We start from the raw sequence: 15,664 nt of genomic DNA on the forward strand, positions 1-15,664 counted from the left end.
GATGAAATGAGCTACGCTGTTAGGGTAATAACAGCTAATGGCGATTACGGCTTAAACGATAGTATCGTCGGAAACGATAACTAGGCTGAACGTGGCGCAATCTACTTGCTTATCGAGTAAAGAATGCTTGCAGTTGATCAAGCTCTAAAAGCACCAGCGTTTTGCGCCCATCAGGTGTGTACCCAGGCACAGCGCAGGCAAAAAGTCGATCTACTAAAGCGTTCATCTCTACTTCCGACAAGCGGGCACTTGCCGCGCCACTCGCCACGCGGCGCGCCAAGGCCCGGGCCATTTGTTCTCGCCGATCCAGCTTCACGGGTCCGGCGTGCGTGCGAAACTGCTCAATCAGGCCTTCAAACAATTCCTTCTCGTCGCGCGCTGGCACATCGGCCGGGATGCCTTCTACGGCAATGGTGTGGGGACCAAATTCGGTAAAGCGAAACCCTAGCGCGTGCAAAGAATCAGTAACCTCGCGCAGCACGGCAAAGTCGGCGGGCGAAAACGTGACGGTGCGCGGGAAAAGCAAGGTTTGCGAAGCGCCGCTTTCGCGCTCCAAGGCCTGGGCATATTGCTCATACAGAATCCGCTCACGGGCAGCCAATTGATCAATTAGCATCACCCCCGATTTCACCGGCACCAATACATACTGCTGATGCACCTGAATTACCTTGCTGCCTGGCCCCGACTGGTTTTCGCGCAAGGGCAATTCGGGGTTAGCAGTTTCTACCATTACCAGCTCATCATCTGAAGGTGGCAGCGTGTCCGTGGCTTCGGCCTCTACATCGGGCAGAGCAGTTTGGCCAAGTGAGCGGTAGAAGTCCTCCAAATCCCGTTTGGCCTGATCGGTAGGTCTGGGGGGCAAATTCCGATCCTGGGGGGCAAATCGGTCGGGTTGCCGCTCGCGCGGTGAAGGCGAAGCCGCTTGCGCTGCCGCTGCTGAGAGGGCATCGGGGCGGTATTCGTCGGAAAAGGAATTGTGGCTGGCGCCTGAGCTGCGCAACGGGCGAATGGGAGCAAAATTCACATCGCCCTCGAAGTCCAGCGACGGTGCCATATTATGTATTCCCAAGGATTGCTTCACGGCCGCCCGCACAATGGCGTACACCGTCTTCTCGTCCTCGAACTTGATTTCCGTCTTGGTCGGGTGCACGTTGATGTCGATGGTCTTGGGGTCAAGCTCCAGAAACAGCACGTAAAACGGATGGGTATCGCGGGGCAGAAGACCTTCATAAGCCGCCAGCACCGCGTGATTAAGGTAAGCTGAGCGGATAAAGCGATTATTCACAAAGAAGAACTGGTCGCCCCGGCTTTTCTTCGCCGACTCGGGCTTGCCGATAAACCCCTTAACGGTAATAAAAGGCGTCACCTCTTCGCAGGCCGCCAACTGCTCTTTGTAGCCATTGCCCAGCAAGGCCACAATGCGCTGACTGAGTTTGCCGGCCGGCAGGTTGAACACCTCCAGCTCGTTCTGATAAAGCGAAAAAGTTGTCTGCGGATTGGCCAAGGCCACATGCTGGAACTCGTCCAGGATATGACGCATCTCTACCGCGTTGCTTTTCAAAAAGTTACGCCGCGCCGGCACGTTGTAAAAAAGGTTCTTTACTGCAATGCTGGTACCATCAGGGCAAGCTACGGGCTGCTGACTCATTACCTGGGAGCCTTCAACCAATAATAGCGTACCGGTGTCATATTCGCGTTGTTTGGTGCGCAACTCTAGTTGAGCCACTGCAGCAATGGAAGCCAGCGCCTCACCCCGAAAGCCGAGCGTGCGAATCCGGAACAAATCCTCGGTGGAACGAATCTTGCTCGTAGCATGGCGTTCCAAGCTCATGCGGGCATCAGTAGGCGACATCCCGGCACCGTTGTCTACCACTTGCACGAGTTGCTTACCAGCATCCTTGATAATCAACTGCACCTGCGAAGCGCCTGCGTCAACGGCATTTTCCAGCAATTCCTTTACCACGGATGCCGGACGCTGGACTACCTCGCCGGCGGCAATCTGGTTAGCGAGATACTCGGGTAGCAATTGGATTACGTCCGCCATCGACCGGGAACTGAGGAGGTTAAGAAAGAAGTTAGCAGGAGTAAAAAGGGCTTAAAAACCGTTTAAACAGTCCAAGGCCGAGAAATTATCCGTAAGTTCGCGGTCAACTTCGGTTTGTGCCTCCCCGTCCCGGGCTGCCAAACCAGCTACCTAAGCAGTGCGAAAACCGGGTGCCCTGGGTCAGCCAAAACGACTACAGCCCCACTCGCTATTGCTTCCTGAAAGGGACAAAAGTAGGGCTAATTCCGCTCGTTTTCAACGTTACGACCACACCAGCAGAGCCGATGCTCAAGGATTATTCGATTAGACTTTTGCTGCTACTGCTGGCCATCACGGGTCTGATCATTTCGTCGTCTTCTCCGATAGACAAGGATGTGCGGCCTATGTCGCCGGCCGAGCAGAATTGGGTGGATAGCGTGTATAGCTCCCTTACCCCTGACCAGCGCTTGGGGCAGTTGTTTATGGTGGCCGCCTACTCCAACAAGGACCGCAAACATGTGCTCCAGATTGAGGAGTTGGTGCGTAATTACCACATTGGGGGGCTAATGTTCTTGCAGGGCGGCCCACGTCGTCAAGCTGCACTTACCAACCGTTACCAAAAGCTGACTAAGCTGCCCTTGCTCATTGCGATGGACGCTGAATGGGGTCTTGACATGCGCCTCGACAGCTCCATGCATTTCGCCAAAGCTATGACGCTTGGCGCCATGGACGACGACCAGTATGTGTACCAGATGGGCCGCGAAATCGCGCTCAACATGAAAGCCCTTGGCGTGCATGTAAGCTTTTCGCCCGTTATCGACGTCAACTCCAACCCTGCTAACCCTGTTATTGGTAACCGTTCCTTTGGCGAAGACAAAGAGCAGGTTTCCAAACGCGGTGTGGCGTATATCCGGGGCTTGCAGGACCACGGCATTATTGCCGTAGCCAAGCATTTCCCCGGCCACGGCGACACCGATACGGACTCCCATGTGGCGCTACCGGTGGTGAATACCGATATGGCTCGCCTGACCAATGTTGACCTGTTCCCTTTTCAGCAGTCCTTCGATGCGGGCGTGATGGGCGTGATGGTGGCCCACTTATACATGCCGCTCTTCGACACTTTGCGCACTCAGACTACTACGCTGTCGCATAACTTGGTGACGGGTTTGCTCAAGGAGAAGATGGCCTATAAAGGGCTGGTTTTCACCGATGCGCTGAACATGAAGAGCGTCTCGAACCTCTATAAGCCCGGAGAATTAGATGCCTTGGCTTTGGCCGCGGGCAACGATGTGCTGCTCTTTTCAGAAGATGTGCCGGTTGCCCTGCAGAAAATTCGCGAAGCCATTGCGGGGGGCAAAATTCAACCCGCTGACTTAGAGTACAGAATACGTAAAATTCTGCGAGCCAAATATTGGGCGGGACTTAACCGCTACCGCCCCGTTGAGCTAAGCAATTTGATGACTAGCCTCAATCGGCCGTTGAGCCGCATGGTGCAGCAACAGATTTATGAGCACGCGGTTACCGTCGTCAAGAATCAGGACAATCTCTTGCCCTTCAACCGGCTAGATACGCTACGCATCGCCTCGGTTACTATCGGCACCCCTGCCAGCGGCACGTACGCTACCATTATGAATAAGTATCAGGGTGGTACTGTCTATTCCGTACCCAACCGCTACGCCCCTGATTCCACTTACACGCGTATTCTATCGCGCCTCGGACCCTATAATACGGTGGTCGTCAGCCTGCATGGCATGAACAGTACGCCCGTGCATAAATACGGCATGGGCGATGGAGCCTTGAAATTTATTGAACAGCTACAAGCTAATCCGCGCGTAAAAACGGTAGTTGTTGCGATGGGCAATGCCTATTCGCTCAAGTTTTTGGAGTCGGCGCGCACCTTGGTTTGTGCTTACGAGGATAATTACCCTTCCCAGCTGGTAACGCCGCAGGTATTATTTGGGGCTTTGCCTGCTAAGGGGCGGCTGCCCGTCACGGTGTCGCCGACGCTCAAAATAGGTACTGGCCTGCCTACGCCAGACTTCCGCCGTCTGCGCTATGCAACCCCAGAAAGTGAAGGATTGGATTCTCGCATTTTAGCTCAAATCGATAACATTGCGCTCGAAACAGTAGCGTACGCAGCGGCCCCTGGCTGTCAAGTATTAGTGGCGAAAAATGGCGCCGTAATATTTGATAAAAGCTACGGTTTCAACACCTACGACCGGACCCAGCCAGTAAACAACAGTACGCTTTACGACCTGGCCTCGGTGACCAAAGTAGCGGGTACACTACAGGCGGCCATGTACCTGAAAGATCAGGGCAAGCTCAGCCTCGACGAGAAGGTATCGACGTATCTGCCAGAGCTGCGCAGTACCAACAAAAAGGACATCATTGTGCGCGACTTGCTATTGCATCAGGCTGGCCTGAAGGCAGGTATCCCGATGTGGGAGCGCACCGTCACTAAAACGGGTCTTAAGCCAACCTTTTATGCCAGCACCCGCTCCGCCGACTTCCCGAATGAAGTAGTGCCTGGCACTTATAGCGTCAAAACTGCTGACGATTCGGTGTGGGTGTGGACGATGCGCTCTGGCTTACTGCCTAAGATAAAAGGCAAATACCCATTGGAGTACAGCGACCTGACTTTTGTAATCGTGAAGCGCTTGTGCGAAAAGCTACTGCAACAGCCAATCGAGCAATTTCTGGCTAAGCAGTTTTATCAGCCCTTGGGGCTGAATACTATGACTTATAATCCGCTACAGCGGTTTCCGAGTTCCTGCATCGCCCCTACGGAAAATGATACATACTACCGTCGCTCTCAGCTGCGGGGCTCGGTGCACGACCAAGGCGCAGCTATTGTGGGCGGCGTAGGCGGCCACGCAGGCTTGTTTGCCAATTCCAACGACTTGGCCATCCTCATGCAGATGAATCTGCAGAATGGCCGCTACGGTGGGCAGCGCTACTTTCAGTCGCCTGTGGTGACGGAGTTTTCGCGCCCACAAATTGCTGGCAACCGTCGGGGGCTAGGCTGGGACCACGGTACTCCCGAAAAAGGACCCGGTCAGGGCCCGACATCGAGCATGGCGCCACCAGCTACGTTCGGCCACACTGGCTTCACGGGCACATGCGTGTGGCTCGATCCTGAAAACAAAATTGTATATATCTTTCTTTCTAATCGGGTATACCCTGATGCGGGCAACAACAAATTGATTCAAAACAACGTCCGTACACGCATCCACGACGTTATTTATAAGTCTTTCATCAAAAGCATTTCTAAGACATGACCTGTTGTCCGTCGTTTTCACCAAGCTTCTGATCCGCATATGGCGGTAAGACATCTACCTGATGGCTTACCGCCAATTTTTTTGCCCCCCATACACAGCAACCTACAGCGTGGTCAATCGTTGAGAAACAACGTACCCGCATTCGGGCTAACTATTTGGCTCGTGTCCACTCCAAGATGGCTGGGGGCTTTTTTATGAATTTTCTCACCACGCCAGCGCTGATTGCCCTACCATTCTCACCATTCACCAACCAATGACAGCCCACCTGAATTTTGGTGAAACCTCCCCTACCATGAACATCGGCATTGTTTGTTATCCCACCTTTGGAGGTTCCGGCGTAGTTGCTACGGAGCTAGGTAAAGCCCTGGCTCTCAAAGGGCACCGTGTCCACTTTATCACGTACAGCCAGCCTGTCCGCCTCGATTTTTTCAACGAGAACCTCTTCTATCATGAGGTGTATGTGCCGCCGTATCCGTTGTTCCAGTTTCCGCCTTATGAACTGGCCTTAGCCAGCAAAATGGTGGACATTGTGCAACACGAAAAACTCGATGTGCTGCATGTGCACTATGCCATTCCGCACGCGTCGGCAGCCTATATGGCCAAGCAGATTCTGCGCACCAAAGGCATTCAGATTCCGATCATAACAACTCTGCACGGCACCGATATTACGCTGGTAGGCAAAGATGCCAGCTACGAGCCGGTGGTGACGTTCAGCATCAATCAGTCGGATGGTGTGACGGCGGTATCCGCCGATTTGCGGGCCGAGACGTACCAGTACTTTGCTATTGAGAAAGACATTGAAGTGATTCCGAACTTCATTAATCTGGAGCGTTTCAAGAAGCAGAACAAGTCCCACTTCAAGGCCGCCATTGCGCCGGAGGGCGAGAAGCTGCTGATTCATACATCTAACTTCCGCTCCGTAAAACGCGTGGAAGATGTGGTTCGCATTTTTGCGGGCGTGCGCAAAGAAATTCCGGCCAAGCTCCTGCTCGTTGGCGATGGTCCTGATCGACCGCGCATCGAAAAGCTCTGCCGTGAAACCGGCTACCTCAGCGACATCCGTTTCCTGGGTAAGTTGGAGGCTGTGGAAGAAGTACTCAGTATCAGCGACTTATTTCTGATGCCTTCTGAAAAGGAGAGTTTCGGCCTGGCAGCGTTGGAGGCAATGGCCTGCGAAGTACCGGTTGTCAGTACCAACGCCGGGGGCATTCCGGAGCTGAATGTGGATGGCGTAACCGGTACTACTAGCGCCGTGGGCGATGTGGAGGAGATGGTGAAAAACGCTCTCTTTATCCTGGCCGATGAAAATCTACCACGGTTCAAAGCTGCCGCACGGGCGCGAGCGGAGGAGTTTGCCGTGGAAAAGATTGTACCGCTGTACGAAGCTTGTTATCAGCGCGCCATCGATTCCCAATTGGCGGTAGTGTAAATCTCAATAAGTCAGCTTCCTACCTCGCAGATAAAACTCACATTTCACTCGCTGCTTTTCGGCAAATCCTTTATCGATTTGCTTCAATAACTGTAACTGTTTAGTGAATATGAGAATTCGGGAATCCTGGTCTGCTATCCGGTTTTTCACCTCGTGGTTACAGGCCATTTCAAAAGTTACTTTTTGAAAAACATGAAATAGTAGCTCTTCTAACTGACCGAAAATCCGACGTTCGAGCTCCTGTCCACGCTCCACTACAATGAAGTGATATCCATCGTTATGCACCTGGATTTCCGGTCGGGCGAAATCTTCATTGCGGCCAAAAGTAGGCAAGGATGAAGCCGGTGCATCTATCAGATTACCTAGCGCTGAGACAATAGCTTCGACTGCTATGAGATTCATACAAGTTTAAAACAGGCTCGCTGCCTCTCGCTTCACCACATTCAAAGCGCGGGCCGTAGGATCCACTTCTTCGGCAATTAAAGTTTCGAGCACGCGCTTGGCGAGTTCGGTACCACGGGCTTGCTGAGGGGCTGGCAGAGCATGGTATGATTTGTTGATCATTGTGAGCACATTCTCGCGGGCCTGCTTTACATGATCCCAGGCGTCGGGGCTCATGTAGAGCTGCTGGGAAAGGTTGTGCTCAAACTCAGCGCGAATCTCCTGAAGCAGTAAACGGTGAAATTCAGGGGCCGTTTGACCGGCGCTGCTGAGGCGCACCAGAATGTTATTAGGCGTAATGCGCTCCAGCAGCAGCGTTACGCGCTCATAGGCTTGCAAACGGATAGGCAGAGTTTCCTTGCTACTCTGCAAACGCAGCTCGATCAGACGCCGCTGCTGCTCCTTCTCAAAATACTGCTTGATCAGCAGGAACACCGAGCCGGCCACAATAATGGCGGGCAGAATGATTTTGAGCAATTCAAAAATATAGGCAGTAGTATCCATGCGAGCGTATCAGGCCAAGTTTGGCGAAGTGTAAAGGATAAATGACTGTAAATGTTGACTGTAACCGCTAAGCAAATGGCGCGGTGTTTGGGCAAAGATAACCAGTGAACCGGAGCGGCCAACCGGCTGTTCTAACACTATACGAATCCTATAGTCTTCGTATCTTTGCACCAGTCTTCTCTTAACCACGAACTCATTATGGCAACGGCCGTTTCAACCAAAACTGCTCCCATTAGCCTCACCTCGCGGGCTTTGGTAGAAGTCAGAAATATCATTGAAGAAAAGAAAGTACCGACCGAGTACGGCTTGCGCATTGGCGTGCAGGGTGGCGGTTGCTCGGGCATGAGTTATCTGCTCGGCTTCGACAAAGCCAAAGACAACGACGAGGTGTACGACCTTGATGGCCTGCGCCTTATCATGGATAAGAAACACGCGATGTACGTGCTAGGCATGGAAGTCGACTTCCAAGATGGCCTGAACGCTCGCGGCTTTGTCTTCAACAATCCGCAGGCTAAAAGTACCTGCGGCTGCGGTTCGTCATTCTCGGCCTAATAAACGCGCCGTTCTGCTTTCATAAAAAGCCTTGTCTACACGGTGTAGACAAGGCTTTTTATTTGTCCTAAGTCTCCTTATTCGGCAACATCATCTTTTTAAAACGATGTCCCGGCGACCCGTCCAGCCTTGTGCTGTTCGCTGTAACTCAACTACGCCGGTGCCACCCACCGACACCGCCGGTATTGATGCGATATACTTCGGTGTTACCAATGGATCGTCTTTGAACACAAAGTCGGTGATATAATATGGCGGCCGGCTTCTAGGTTCCTTAATAACGGCGTGAATATGAGCAGGATCGGTGCGGCTTGGGTATGACGCGGGCCGGATGGAGGTAATGGTGTAGCGGCCCTGCTTGTCTGATTTTGCCCATCCGTGCAGGTGCCCATGCCACTTCTGCACGCCCGTTTCACCCCCTTTTTTGGTGTAGTGCCCCGTATGGTCCGTTTGATACGCATAGATGATTACGTCCGCATACGGACTTTTGCCATCGGCCTGTAGTAATGTACCAGTAATTAGTAACGGGTCGCCTGATTCGTTGGGCCCGCCCATCTTGAGGGTAGAGCTTAATGAAGCGGGCATATTCACGAAACAGCACGCAATAGCGGTATCGGGGCCGTCGCAGGTATCTGCTGTGGTTATAGAGTGGTTATTACCTTCTAAAGCTTGGACGCTACTTTGCGACTTACTGTCGCTACACCCACCAATCAGCAGACCAAAGCTACTGAGCGACACACTGAGCAGCCATTCGCGGACTTTCATAACTCTGATTAGCTAGAGATTTGCTTCTGAGTTACTTAAGTTACGTTTTTGCTAGCACTCTTCTATTAATTAGAGCCTGTTAATACGTCTTAGTCATATCGGCTGGCACAACTAGCACGAAGTCGGCTTTGCGTAGGTGCTCTTTCTCCAGCTTCTCCAGTCGCTCCTGCGACACCGTGGAAATAGTACGAATGCGCAGTTTAGGCTCCGCTTGGCGCAAATACCAGTTAATCCCGTCGTAGTTATCAGAGTGGTAGCTGCCATTGAGGTGGAGCAGCAACTGGCCCGGCTGCCGGCTCTTCAGGATAAAATGCGCCATGGTGGCGTCTTTCAAGGCTTGGGCCTGAATGATGTTTTGGGCCGCCGTGCCTCCGTGAGCAGCGTCACCAAACATCTTAGCCATGTTGGCATAGCCGGGCAGGGCATAATCGACGGTGATGGGCAGCGGCGCGAGCCATTCCTTCTCGTTGGGGGGCAAATTATCGAGCGAGGTTAGGCTACCTTTCGCTACCTGAGAAGCATATCGCCGGGGCACGTTGGTGCCTACTACGCGCAGCTTATTTTGGCGCGCCAACTGAAGCAAGGGCTTATAGTCGGTGGCATAGTTAGGCCAAGGCCGGCTCTGCTCTTCGAAGGCTTTATCATCCAGCTCACCCGTGTTGTATTGCTCCACGAGCGGCTGTACGTCGCGCTCAAACATCTCCAATCCCAATACCAGCTGGCCAGCTTTGCGCTGAGCTAAGTCACGGGCTACTTGCAACTGCAGCCAGTGCGCGATGGGGTCGTTGTGCTGCTCGCCGAAAAGCACGACATCGGCTTCGGCGAGTTCCTTGAGCATCTTGTCGTAGCTGGCAGATTTGCCGGCGGCTGTATACAGGCGATAAGCGGGACGGTCGCCGGTGCGGAAGCTGAGGAGGCTAAGCAAAATTGGCAGGAAGAATAAACGGCGCATAAGCAAAGTTGGTGGCGTAGAGTAGGAAGTCGACAAGCGGGCCTCTTGTTACTCCTAAAGCGCAAAAAGCCCCGTCATGGTTGCTGAAAGCAGATGACGGAGCTTTTGTACCAAGCACAACCGCTACTCTGCAAGTTGCACAGTGCGGGGGGCTTTTTTGGAAGATTTAGCCTTTATAGAACATCCAGCGCGACAGCTCTTTGTAGGTTACCTTCTTGCCATACAGCAGAATACCCACGCGGTAGATGCGGGCAGCTATCCAGATAGTAGCTACAAAGCCAACCACCAGCAGCGCCATGGAAAGCAGCAATTGCCCCGCTGTGACACCACCGAAGGGAATGCGAATGACCATAGCAATAGGCGACGTGAATGGAATCATTGACATCCAGTAAGCTATAGGCCCGTTCGGGTCCCGGATCATCACGCTTTGAGCCACAATGAATGTCAGAATGAGCGGCATGGTGATGGGCAGCATAAACTGCTGCGTGTCCGTCTCATTATCAACGGCGGCGCCAATAGCCCCGAATAAAGCACCGTAGAGCAAATAGCCCCCAGGAAGTAAAACAAGAAGCTACCGATGATAAGGGGCAAATTCAGGTTAGAGAATCCTTCCATAGCTGACTTGTACACTATGGCCGTCTTGTCTTCGGTTTCTTTAGGCGTGGCTCCGGCCGACTGAGCTACGGTTTCTAGTTGCTGCGTACGCGAAGCAGCCACCGTATCAAGACCCGTAGCAGCCGAAACGCCGGTTATAACAATGCTCGACAGCGCCACCCACAGCAATAACTGGGTAAGACCTACGGCAGCAATACCGATTACCTTGCCCATCATCAGTTGAAATGGCTTCACCGATGACATAATGACCTCTACAATACGGCTGGTTTTCTCCTCAATTACCCCACGCATAATTTGTACGCCGTAGAGGAAAATGAACAAGTAAATCAGGAAAGCCATGAAATAAGCCACCCCCGATGTCACCATCGAGTTGCTTGATTTCTCGCCTTCATCGCTCAAGTTCACCGTGTCTACATCCACGTCGGCCTTCAGGTTGTCGAGCACTTGCTGGTTGATACCCGACTTTTGCAGGCGGGCCGCCTCTACCTGCCGATCCACCATCCGCTCGATGCTGGTTTGAAGCGAAAGACTCAGGTTTTCGCGGCCAAATAGTTTGATACCGGTTGGGTTGGCCAAATCGAAAGGCGGAACATAGAGCAATGCTGAATTCTTGCTTTTCTTGAATTCCGCTTTGGCCGTCTCCAGATCAGCAGGTGCGTGTACGTAGCGAATGCTGCTCTTTTGATCTTCGGGCAGCTTACCACCAAAAAGCCCCCAGCGTCGGCCACGGTCACAATTTTCTTTTCATCCGATGACATTTGCATCAGAAATATTGGCACCACAAACAGGGCAGACATAAGCAGCGGCCCCACAAAAGTCATAATGATGAAGCTCTTTTTGCGCACCCGCGTGATGTATTCACGCTGCACGATAAGCCAGATTTTATCCATTGGTTTTACTAGTTGAATACTGATTAGGACACACTAAATGAGCACGTTACTACTGCTGCCTCAGACGTTCTCCTCCACCAATGACTCTGGCATCGTCTCACGCACGCGACGAATGAAGATTTCATTGATGCTCGGAATCTGCTCGCGGAAAGCATGGATTTCTACCTGCCCAATAAGGTAGCGCAGCAAGTCGTTGGGCGTCACGCCTTCGTGCAGCCGAATACGGTCGTAGAAGTAGCCGTTTTCGCGCTCCTTGTGCTCCAGCACCTCAAAGTCGGGGTGAATAACCATCAAGCGGCCTTTGCCCTCTACTTCGAAAGTATTCGTCTTGAACGTATCCTTAATCTTGCCCACAGGACCATCTAGTACCTTGCGTGAGCGGTTAATTAAGGCAATAGAATCGCACATTTCCTCCACCGATTCCATGCGGTGAGTGGAGAAAATGATGGTAGCGCCCTTTTCGCGCAGCTCCAGAATCTCGTCCTTAATTAGGTTGGCATTGATTGGGTCGAAACCGGAAAACGGCTCGTCGAGGATAATCAGGCTAGGCTCGTGCAGCACTGTGGCAATAAACTGCACCTTCTGCTGCATGCCTTTTGATAAATCCTCCACGTTTTTGCCTACCCAAGTACGCAGGTCAAAGCGGTCAATCCAGGCTTTAATCCGCTGGGTAGCATCAGCTTTGCTCAGCCCTTTTAGCTGGGCCAGATATAGCAGCTGCTCCCCTATCTTCATCTTCTTATACAGCCCGCGCTCCTCTGGCAGATAGCCGATTTGGGCAATATGGCTGGGATTTAGCCGCTCGCCCCGGAACCGGATTTCGCCCGAATCAGCGCCCGTAATCTGAGTGATGATGCGAATAAGAGAGGTCTTGCCCGCTCCGTTTGGGCCCAGCAAACCGAAGATGCTGCGCTCAGGAATATCGAGGCTGACGCCGTTCAGGGCTACGTGCGCATCGTAGGCTTTGTGCACGTCAATTGCTTGTAGAATGTTGCTCACGGCTGGTAGTAAGGTTTTTCGACGTTAAATGTATTCATTTATAGATATACTACTGTTCTGTTGCTGAGCTGGGGGGCAAATTCTTACTCAGCCTGCAACTCATGCAGGTATCCTTCGAGTCGGTCGAGGTGCTGACCGTAGAGCTTGTGCAAGTACCATTTGGTGAACTTGATCATCAACCAATACAGAATGGCGCCCGCGAGAAACATGATCACCATCATCGATCCGATGCCCCAGACTAGCTTTCCACCATCGTATTTCAACGTAAGCCGAAATGCCTGATAAGAGGTAGTGGCTATAAGGGCAGCGATGGTAACCCAGAGCGAAAGGCGGAGATAGATGGCAAGCAGACCACGCAAACCCGTAATTAACGTCTGCAAATGCCCTCGTACGTCCTTATCAACATGATCCATCCGGCGCAGCAGTTTGAACTTGCGGTAATAGTAATAGAGAAAGGCCACCGACAGCAACTCGAAGGTCAGCAGATAGCCCTTGATGAACTGGTTGTCGAAATAGTCGATACCAAATGGCAAGGCAATGATTACATACATGATAGACCCGACTTCCCACCAAGCGTTGCGGCGCAGCCGCGTCACTTCGCTGTCTGATTTACGCGCTACTATGCGCGCCACGCTCTGCTCGCTGAGCGGCGCTGGCTCCGCGGTAGTCTGGCGGTTCCACATCTGACGGAGTTCATTTAATTCCATTGCTCTGAGCGACTGAAAATCTTGCGTAGTTTTTCTTGGATGCGGTGCATTTTGACGCGCACGTTATTCTGCGTAATCCCGAGAATGTCGGCCATTTCCTCATAAGTGTGCTCTTCTAGGTATAGCAGCACAAAAGCCTTTTCCACTTCCGACAGCCGCTCAATAGCACTGTAAAGCGCGGCAGTTTCCGCTGAATCGGTGCCGAGGTCGGGTGCCTGGACTACTTCTAATATCTGCGGGTTGAGGCGGTCGGGAGCCGGTTTGCGGGTGCGCTGGCGCAAATCCGACACGGCCACGTTTAGCCCAATGCGATACATCCAAGTGCTGATTTTTGCCCCCCGCGGCTCGTAGCGCGGGTAGGCTCGCCATAGTTGCAGTACGATTTCCTGAAACAGATCCTGCTGGTCATCGGCGTCGGGGCAATACAGCCGACAGATTCGCCGGAGCATTGCCTGATGCGCATTGATGAGCGTCAGAAATTCAGCAGTATTGGGATCGGGAGCCAAGAGCGAGGAAACAGCCAAGATACACTACATATATCGCGGCTATTATCGACGAATTACAGCGCCCGCGAAAAATATTTCGCGGCTTCAAAACCATCCTCTTTTTTGTTGCTTTTATCAAAGCGCAGAGTGTTACCCTGGCTTTCCTCAACTAAAAAAGCCCACCAGAAAATATCTGGGGGCTTTTTTACAAATAACTTAACTCTGCAAAAGCGAGCTTACGCCGTGCTTATTGGAAGTACTCCTTCACTTTCTCGAAGAAGCCTTTCTCATTCTTGCCCGGATTGGGCGTAAAGTTTTGCGAGTCGCGCAGCTTCTCCAGCAGCTCACGCTCCTGGCTGTTCACCACCTTGGGCGTCCACACGTTGATGTGAATCAACTGGTCGCCGCGACCGTAGCCGTTCAGGTCCTTAATACCTTTGCCACGCAAACGCAGGATCTTGCCGGGCTGAGTGCCAGGATCAACCTTGATTTTGACTTTGCCTTCAATGGTCGGAACCTCAATGCTCGCACCCAAAGCCGCATCCACGAACGAGATGTACTGGTCGAACATAATGTTGTTGCCATCACGCTTTAGCAATTCGTGCGGCTCCTCCTCAATCTGAATGAGTAAGTCGCCGGGCACACCGCCGCGCTCAGGGTAGTTGCCTTTGCCGTTCATGCTCAACTGCATACCCTCCGCTACGCCAGCCGGAATGTTGATCGGAATGATTTCTTCCTGCAACTGCCGACCATCGCCGTGGCACACGTCACACTTACTGGTTACTACTTTACCTTCCCCATTACAGGTAGGGCAAGTAGAGCTGCTTACCATTTGTCCCAGCATCGTGTTCACCACACGCTTCACCTGACCTTGACCGTGGCAAGTACCGCAGTCCTTTAGGTCGGTGCCGTTTTTGGCGCCCGTACCCGAGCAGGTGTTGCACGCTACGTAGCGTTTCACCTTGATTTTCTTTTCGATGCCGTTGGCAACTTCCTCCAGATCCAGCTTCAGCTTGATGCGCAGGTTGGAGCCTTTCTTCATGCGGCGTCCGCCACCAGAGCGGCCACCACCAAAGAAACCCTCGAAGCCGCCGCCACCAAAGATGTCGCCGAACTGCGAGAAGATATCCTCCATGTTCGGGCCGCTACCGTTGCCGCCTACACCCTGATGGCCAAAGCGGTCGTAGCGAGCGCGCTTCTGCTCATCCGACAATACCTCGTAGGCTTCAGCAGCTTCCTTGAACTTGTCTTCGGCTGTCGGGTCGTCGGGGTTTTTGTCGGGGTGGAACTTGATAGCCACCTTGCGATAAGCCTTCTTGATCTCGTCTCCCGTCGCGGTTTTGGCTACATCCAACACCTCGTAATAATCACGCTTCTGCGCCATAATCTTTAATCTGTGCGTCGTTTATTGGCCCAGCACCACTTTGGCGTGGCGGATTACTTTATCACCCAAATAATAGCCCTTCTCCACTTCATCTACCACCTTACCCTTCAACTCCTCACTCGGAGCTGGAATCTGGGTAATAGCCTCGTGCAAGTCCGGGTCAAAGTCGCCGCCTTTAGTTTCCATAGCAGTCAAACCCTTCTGCTGAAGCGTTTTGACCAGCTTGTTGTAGATAATATCTACGCTCTCCCGAACCACTTGCACGTCTTCCGACGATTGGGTGTGGGTGCGAGCGCGCTCAAAATCGTCAAGCACGGGCAGCAAAACGGCCATTAGCTCCTGATTAGCTGATTTGAACAGGTCAGAGCGCTCCTTGGCAGTGCGACGCTTGTAGTTATCAAACTCAGCGGCTAAGCGCAGGTATTTGTCTTTTAACTCCGCAAGTTCAGTCTCTGTTCTGTTTACTTCAGACTGGGGGGCTTTTTCAGTTTCAGCAGTTACTGTTGCCTCACCATCAGCCATTTCGCCAGCTACGTGGTCGGGGTCAACGGTCAAGTTGTCGTCCTGCAGTACGTGTTTATCGTCAGCCATTTTATCGAATATGCGTCGAAACGGGTTTTTCACTTCATTTTAGCCGATTGGC

Annotated in this window: 16 protein-coding genes; 3 read left to right on the forward strand and 13 right to left on the reverse strand. The window is 52.5% G+C overall.

Annotation, left to right across the window (positions count from 1 at the left end):
* Positions 1–109 precede the first annotated feature (109 nt).
* Entirely contained in the window at positions 110–2,044 is a 1,935-nt protein-coding gene (gene mutL / locus EPD59_RS16715; RefSeq protein WP_133273782.1) for a DNA mismatch repair endonuclease MutL, read from the reverse strand.
* 116 nt (positions 2,045–2,160) lie between these two features.
* On the opposite strand from mutL, the gene EPD59_RS16720 reads away from it, so the two are divergent.
* The gene (locus EPD59_RS16720; protein ID WP_240731457.1) at positions 2,161–5,301 is read left to right on the forward strand and encodes a glycoside hydrolase family 3 N-terminal domain-containing protein; all 3,141 of its coding nucleotides are present in this window, start codon (positions 2,161–2,163) and stop codon (positions 5,299–5,301) included.
* 292 nt (positions 5,302–5,593) lie between these two features.
* Positions 5,594–6,730: an N-acetyl-alpha-D-glucosaminyl L-malate synthase BshA gene (bshA, locus tag EPD59_RS16725; RefSeq protein ID WP_205703564.1), complete on the forward strand. Its 1,137-nt coding sequence runs from the start codon at positions 5,594–5,596 to the stop codon at positions 6,728–6,730.
* A gap of 3 nt (positions 6,731–6,733) precedes the next feature.
* On the opposite strand, the gene EPD59_RS16730 is transcribed toward bshA, so the two are convergent.
* Entirely contained in the window at positions 6,734–7,132 is a 399-nt protein-coding gene (locus tag EPD59_RS16730; RefSeq protein WP_133273784.1) for an Imm63 family immunity protein, read from the reverse strand.
* Positions 7,133–7,138: 6 nt separating this feature from the next.
* Entirely contained in the window at positions 7,139–7,675 is a 537-nt protein-coding gene (locus tag EPD59_RS16735) for a DUF7935 family protein (RefSeq protein WP_133273785.1), read from the reverse strand.
* A 198-nt stretch (positions 7,676–7,873) separates the two neighbouring features.
* Here EPD59_RS16735 and EPD59_RS16740 point away from each other — a divergent pair, with 198 nt between their 5' ends.
* Positions 7,874–8,227 carry a HesB/IscA family protein gene (locus EPD59_RS16740; protein WP_084444422.1) on the forward strand — a complete coding sequence of 118 codons (354 nt, stop codon included), beginning with the start codon at positions 7,874–7,876 and terminating at the stop codon, positions 8,225–8,227.
* A 90-nt stretch (positions 8,228–8,317) separates the two neighbouring features.
* Here the strand turns inward: EPD59_RS16740 and EPD59_RS16745 are convergent, their stop codons facing one another.
* The 10 genes from EPD59_RS16745 to EPD59_RS16780 all read right to left on the reverse strand — a co-directional run bounded on the left by EPD59_RS16745 (position 8,318) and on the right by EPD59_RS16780 (position 15,612).
* Positions 8,318–8,989 carry a dioxygenase family protein gene (locus EPD59_RS16745; protein ID WP_133273786.1) on the reverse strand — a complete coding sequence of 224 codons (672 nt, stop codon included), beginning with the start codon at positions 8,987–8,989 and terminating at the stop codon, positions 8,318–8,320.
* Between the two features lie 79 nt (positions 8,990–9,068).
* Positions 9,069–9,941, reverse strand: a complete 873-nt coding sequence (locus EPD59_RS16750) for a ChaN family lipoprotein (RefSeq protein WP_133273787.1) — start codon at positions 9,939–9,941, stop codon at positions 9,069–9,071.
* Between the two features lie 166 nt (positions 9,942–10,107).
* Positions 10,108–10,401: an ABC transporter permease gene (locus tag EPD59_RS22765; protein ID WP_394347200.1), complete on the reverse strand. Its 294-nt coding sequence runs from the start codon at positions 10,399–10,401 to the stop codon at positions 10,108–10,110.
* Positions 10,386–11,201 carry an ABC transporter permease gene (locus EPD59_RS22770; protein WP_240731757.1) on the reverse strand — a complete coding sequence of 272 codons (816 nt, stop codon included), beginning with the start codon at positions 11,199–11,201 and terminating at the stop codon, positions 10,386–10,388. Before EPD59_RS22770 ends, EPD59_RS22765 begins: the two co-directional genes overlap by 16 nt.
* Positions 11,087–11,446: a hypothetical protein gene (locus EPD59_RS22775; RefSeq protein WP_240731459.1), complete on the reverse strand. Its 360-nt coding sequence runs from the start codon at positions 11,444–11,446 to the stop codon at positions 11,087–11,089. The genes EPD59_RS22770 and EPD59_RS22775 overlap by 115 nt, the downstream gene beginning before the upstream one ends.
* A 60-nt stretch (positions 11,447–11,506) precedes the next feature.
* Positions 11,507–12,445, reverse strand: coding sequence for an ABC transporter ATP-binding protein (locus EPD59_RS16760; RefSeq protein WP_133273788.1), 939 nt, complete (start codon positions 12,443–12,445; stop codon positions 11,507–11,509).
* An 83-nt stretch (positions 12,446–12,528) separates the two neighbouring features.
* Positions 12,529–13,152, reverse strand: coding sequence for a hypothetical protein (locus tag EPD59_RS16765; protein WP_133273789.1), 624 nt, complete (start codon positions 13,150–13,152; stop codon positions 12,529–12,531).
* A complete protein-coding gene (locus EPD59_RS16770) occupies positions 13,143–13,676 on the reverse strand; it encodes an RNA polymerase sigma factor (protein WP_240731460.1) in 534 nt (177 codons plus the stop codon). The genes EPD59_RS16765 and EPD59_RS16770 overlap by 10 nt, the downstream gene beginning before the upstream one ends.
* Positions 13,677–13,884: 208 nt before the next feature.
* Positions 13,885–15,021: a molecular chaperone DnaJ gene (gene dnaJ, locus EPD59_RS16775; protein ID WP_133273790.1), complete on the reverse strand. Its 1,137-nt coding sequence runs from the start codon at positions 15,019–15,021 to the stop codon at positions 13,885–13,887.
* A 21-nt stretch (positions 15,022–15,042) separates the two neighbouring features.
* On the reverse strand, positions 15,043–15,612 hold the full coding sequence (locus tag EPD59_RS16780; RefSeq protein ID WP_133273791.1) for a nucleotide exchange factor GrpE: 570 nt from the start codon (positions 15,610–15,612) through the stop codon (positions 15,043–15,045).
* Between the last annotated feature and the right edge of the window lie 52 nt (positions 15,613–15,664).

Origin of the sequence: Hymenobacter radiodurans, assembly GCF_004355185.1 — a bacterium.
GTDB lineage: Bacteria > Bacteroidota > Bacteroidia > Cytophagales > Hymenobacteraceae > Hymenobacter > Hymenobacter radiodurans.

Excerpts from the sequence above, each read along its gene's own strand:
- mutL (WP_133273782.1), bottom strand. The coding sequence starts at position 2,044 with ATGGCGGACGTAATCCAATTGCTACCCGAGTATCTCGCTAACCAGATT.
- bshA (WP_205703564.1), top strand. The coding sequence starts at position 5,594 with ATGAACATCGGCATTGTTTGTTATCCCACCTTTGGAGGTTCCGGCGTA.
- EPD59_RS16730 (WP_133273784.1), bottom strand. The coding sequence starts at position 7,132 with ATGAATCTCATAGCAGTCGAAGCTATTGTCTCAGCGCTAGGTAATCTG.
- EPD59_RS16735 (WP_133273785.1), bottom strand. The coding sequence starts at position 7,675 with ATGGATACTACTGCCTATATTTTTGAATTGCTCAAAATCATTCTGCCC.
- EPD59_RS16740 (WP_084444422.1), top strand. The coding sequence starts at position 7,874 with ATGGCAACGGCCGTTTCAACCAAAACTGCTCCCATTAGCCTCACCTCG.
- EPD59_RS16745 (WP_133273786.1), bottom strand. The coding sequence starts at position 8,989 with ATGAAAGTCCGCGAATGGCTGCTCAGTGTGTCGCTCAGTAGCTTTGGT.
- EPD59_RS16750 (WP_133273787.1), bottom strand. The coding sequence starts at position 9,941 with ATGCGCCGTTTATTCTTCCTGCCAATTTTGCTTAGCCTCCTCAGCTTC.
- EPD59_RS22765 (WP_394347200.1), bottom strand. The coding sequence starts at position 10,401 with ATGCCGCTCATTCTGACATTCATTGTGGCTCAAAGCGTGATGATCCGG.
- EPD59_RS22775 (WP_240731459.1), bottom strand. The coding sequence starts at position 11,446 with ATGGATAAAATCTGGCTTATCGTGCAGCGTGAATACATCACGCGGGTG.
- EPD59_RS16765 (WP_133273789.1), bottom strand. The coding sequence starts at position 13,152 with ATGGAATTAAATGAACTCCGTCAGATGTGGAACCGCCAGACTACCGCG.
- dnaJ (WP_133273790.1), bottom strand. The coding sequence starts at position 15,021 with ATGGCGCAGAAGCGTGATTATTACGAGGTGTTGGATGTAGCCAAAACC.
- EPD59_RS16780 (WP_133273791.1), bottom strand. The coding sequence starts at position 15,612 with ATGGCTGACGATAAACACGTACTGCAGGACGACAACTTGACCGTTGAC.